The sequence below is a fragment of the Mycobacterium sp. genome (assembly GCF_008709575.1).
Taxonomy (GTDB): domain Bacteria; phylum Actinomycetota; class Actinomycetes; order Mycobacteriales; family Mycobacteriaceae; genus Mycobacterium.
In genome coordinates, this window is the sequence record NZ_VYIK01000112.1 from 1 (window position 1) to 4,049 (window position 4,049).

A 4,049-nucleotide genomic window follows, 5' to 3' on the forward strand; every position below is an offset into this window, starting at 1 on the left:
AATCACCAGACATCACGGATTAGAACCCGACGTCCCAGCTTGGTGGCGTAGAGCCTGTATAGCGTGTTGGCGGTATCGACGTACTCAGTGCCGGGTATGGGTTCGCCGCTGCCACCCATCACGAGCCCGATGGTCGGGTCGGCGGGCCCGATATCCGCGGAGTCGCCGAATGCCATCACGGAATTCACTATCGACATCAGTGCCAACAGGCTCGCCCCGCCTGTCACTAATCCAAGGGTTGCCAAACGCAATTTGACTACCATAAAAAGTTATCCCTTTCTGGCCAGAATAGGAGAAAAAGTAGCACAGTGGAGCGGCGTAATTGTCGATGCCTGTGGATCGGAATTTTCAGACGGTCTCCTCCTGGATCTCGTCAGCGACTTGCTCGTCGGGGCGTTCTACTTTGCCGTTCCCGAACTGGCGCCGGCGCGGACGAGGGTGACCAGATGCGCGCGCGCTGGCGTGACCGTGCAGCCTGGATCAGATTGTAGGCCATGGCGATTCCCGGCGAGCACGAAACCGGCCGTCGACACGTGGTGGATGTGGTTATCTGCAGTCAGGTTGCGCGACGGAATCGGAATCGCGCTCGTGGCAGAACTTCTCGGTCACGTCGCCACGACGAGCGTTACGGACATTCGAGTGTCGAGCACGCCGGGTGATGCAGCAGGCGGGCTGGTTCACCACCCTCTGATGCGGTACCGTCCCGGCCCGGCTGCCCGATGCCGGTTCGACCGGGCTGCTGGGCAAGCTGATGGTCACTGCCTGCAGCGAATTCTGCTGCGATGTAGTGCAATTCGGTCTCGCGAACCCCGTATTCGACAGGCCGTCTGCGTGGTCGGCGGCTGCGGGCGGAAACACGCCGACCGCCCCGGCCTCGACAGGTGGCTCGCCGATCTGCAGCCGGTCAAGCAACCACACCAGACGCGGCCCGTCGCATCCCGCACTGCCCGCTGCGGCCGCAGGCGAGTTCGCCGTTCTGTCAATCCGACCGCCAGCGGGCCCCGGAGATGTTCTCGGCGATCTCGGCCACCGCCACGCTGATCACGCTCAGGCAAAACGGTCGCGTTTCACCGGGGGAGCGCCATCTCAAATTCCTACGAGATCCGGGCCAACCTCATGCCACGGCGGATTCCGCCCTGTCGTAGCGAAATCCTCGCGGGCATGAGAATCACCAGCTACTTTGAGAATGACCGCACTATCGAAGGAGAATTCGTGATCCGCTACCGCACCATCGCCAGTCCGATCGGTCCGCTGACGCTGGCCGGGCGCGGCCACGTGCTGACGAACCTGGGCATGGTGAACCAGACATACGAGCCGAACCGCGCCGACTGGATACCCGACGACCGGGCCTTTCCGGAGGCGGTGTATCAACTTGGCGAGTATTTTTCCGGCGAGCGCTCCGATTTCGACCTCGAGTTCAGTATTTGCGGCACCGAATTCCAACGGCGGGTCTGGCGAGCGCTGACGACGATCCCGTATGGCGAGACCCGATCTTACGGCGAAATCGCCGAGCAGATCGGTGCTCCCGGAGCGGCCCGCGCGGTCGGTTTAGCCAACGGGCGCAATCCGATCGCTATCATCGTGCCCTGCCATCGGGTGATCGGCGCGAACGGTGGCCTTATCGGCTACGGCGGCGGCGTGGAGCGCAAACAAGTGCTGCTCGATTTGGAGCGGCACACCAAATCCGCCGCAATACCTCTCTTTGATCAGCGATTGGCGGACTGAGGAGGCTCTTTAGCCGACGAGGTTGACCAGTGTGCTCAACAACTCGTGATTGAGCTCCAAAAGCGAATTCCACAGGGTGTCGCTCATCGCCGTGGAGCTGCTCGCATTCATGACGGCGACCGCCAGATCGTCTCGCGCATTGAGGACGCCGGCGGTGATGCTGTTGGCCGGGTCGGTGAATGCTTCGCTCAAGACCGTTTCGAGGCCGCCGAACTCTGTGGCGTGGCTCAGCTGCAACGCTGCCAAAACGGTAGGCAACTCGACGTCTTGGATCGCCAGGGGCAGGTTGTTGATGATCGCCGTGAGGCTGCCGCCCGGATTGGTCACGACGTCGTGAGCGAGGGTGACCAGGTCAGGGCTAAACGTCGGCGTCAGCCGGTCCAGTATGGAAGGCACGCCGGTTTGACCGCCGAATATCTCGTGGAACTGGTCGGGGCCCATCGCGGCGTTGACCTGGTCGTAGCGGAGGTTGGCCCCCAGCCAGCCCAGGCCGCCGTTCTGGTCGTGCACGTAGTCGTATTCCAGCAGGCGTTCGTTGAAGTCGGCGGCGTATTCCTCAGGGGTGACGACGGGAGTGTCAGCAGGCAGATAGTTGCGGACATCGGCGACATTGACGACTTCGTCGGCTACCGCAGTGCTCGGGATCGGCCCTGTCACGTCCTGCCACCGCAGCAGTATGCTTCCGTCGTTGATACCGGAGTCATCGACCCAGTTCGCGACACCGGGATCTTGGTCGCTGATGACGTAGTAGGTGTAGCCGTTGGGATCGTGAAACGCCTGGGTATCGTTGAGGCTGCCCTGCACGGTCGCATACGGTGCAGTGTCCCCCCAATCGTTGGCGAGCTGAAGACCTGAGTACGCGGCGTCGATATCGGGCACCTTGACGATGAGCGCCTGATCAGGCTCGAGTGAGTAGTGGCCCACACTGATCTCTTGGCCCGGCAGGGTTATTCCCGGTACAAACTTGCTGGTCGCCTCTATGGGGAGGAACGTGTTGTTCGGAATCATGTCAGCGGCTTCCGGCTGCCCGAGGTAGGTGCTGGAGGCGTTGGTGGCGGGCATATCCGCGACGACGGTACTCAGCATCGACGAGATCTGGCTATCCGACAGCAGCGCAGCGGTATTCGTTGCAGGGCCGCCCACTTCCTGAACAGTGAAGCTGTCGTGTATTTGGCCCCAGTCACCGACGGTGTCACGAATGAGCACCGTTTGCGCGCCAGCGGTATCGAGCCAGTTGCCTGACTGTGGAACCGAACTCAGTGTAATGGTGTAGGTGCCATTGGGATTGGGCGTAGCATTCGCCAAATCGATAGCCGTCACAGGTGTGGCATCGCCGGTGATGGCGCTGCCCGACTCGGCTGTGAAGCTCGCATTCTGGGTACCGGGCCCGGGCTCGACAGTGATCGTGTAGGTGGCGCCCGGCTCGACCTGCAGGTTGCTGTATTGGTCGTCCGGATTCGGTAAGACCAAAAATTCCTGCGGGTTGCTGGCGGGAGCGGACCACTCATACGGGGCCCAACCCAGAGCCGTGCCGCCGGAGGCCCCGAACTGCGTACCGAGCATAGTCAGCGCCATGTCCTGGACAAACGTGTGCAGCATGGGCAACTGAGACGGATCGATAAACAAGTATTGGCTGTCGGTGTCGGTGACTTGCTGCTCTACGCCGAGCAGTTGGTCAATCACGGGTTGCAGAGCGCCCGACGGGTCTGAGTCGGCAACCGCGCGCGAGGACATCATCGCCATCGCCAACGCGTCGGCCGCCATGGTCGTCACGACGCCGGCGGCTCGAAGGCCCCGACTGGGTCGCGGACCGGGAACTTGCCGGTCGCGAACGGCAGCTGGCCGCAGCTTGAAACCCAAAAGTGACACATCACCCTCCGATGGGTGTGACATAACTTTTGATTAAATGAACGATCAATGAGAGACCACAGTAAAACAATTTAGTTTAATCATATTCCACCCCGCCGTTGCGAGCCAAAGGCATCATGCACCAAAATATCGTCGCCGTGGTGCATAGTGCACCGACACGGATACACTTCGGCAGCGGGCTGGGAACATCCGTCGGAGCGGGTGTGCGAGCTGATTCGGCAGGGCACCGAGATGGTCGTCAGCGGCCCGCCGCAGTGGCTCGATAAGCTGCACGAGGCCAAGCCGACGTCGAGGTACGTGCAGACCCGCCGCCTCACCGGTCGGCCACACCGCATTCGTGATCGACGCCAAGGAAATGCCTGTGCCCCCCAACCGAATTGGGGGGCACAGGGCTTAAATCGTGTTCGGCGGTGTCCTACTTTTCCACCCGGGTTGGGTAGTATCATCGGCGCTGG

Annotated in this window: 3 protein-coding genes; 1 reads left to right on the plus strand and 2 read right to left on the minus strand. The window is 61.6% G+C overall.

Annotated features, from left to right (window positions below; translation table 11 throughout):
• Positions 1 to 2 precede the first annotated feature (2 nt).
• Positions 3 to 263 carry a hypothetical protein gene (locus F6Q13_RS16855; protein ID WP_293058989.1) on the minus strand — a complete coding sequence of 87 codons (261 nt, stop codon included), beginning with the start codon at positions 261 to 263 and terminating at the stop codon, positions 3 to 5.
• A gap of 949 nt (positions 264 to 1,212) precedes the next feature.
• On the opposite strand from F6Q13_RS16855, the gene F6Q13_RS16860 reads away from it, so the two are divergent.
• Positions 1,213 to 1,725, plus strand: coding sequence for a methylated-DNA--[protein]-cysteine S-methyltransferase (locus F6Q13_RS16860; protein ID WP_293058994.1), 513 nt, complete (start codon positions 1,213 to 1,215; stop codon positions 1,723 to 1,725).
• Between the two features lie 9 nt (positions 1,726 to 1,734).
• Here F6Q13_RS16860 and F6Q13_RS16865 read toward each other — a convergent pair whose 3' ends face one another.
• Positions 1,735 to 3,498: a hypothetical protein gene (locus F6Q13_RS16865; RefSeq protein ID WP_293058992.1), complete on the minus strand. Its 1,764-nt coding sequence runs from the start codon at positions 3,496 to 3,498 to the stop codon at positions 1,735 to 1,737.
• Between the last annotated feature and the right edge of the window lie 551 nt (positions 3,499 to 4,049).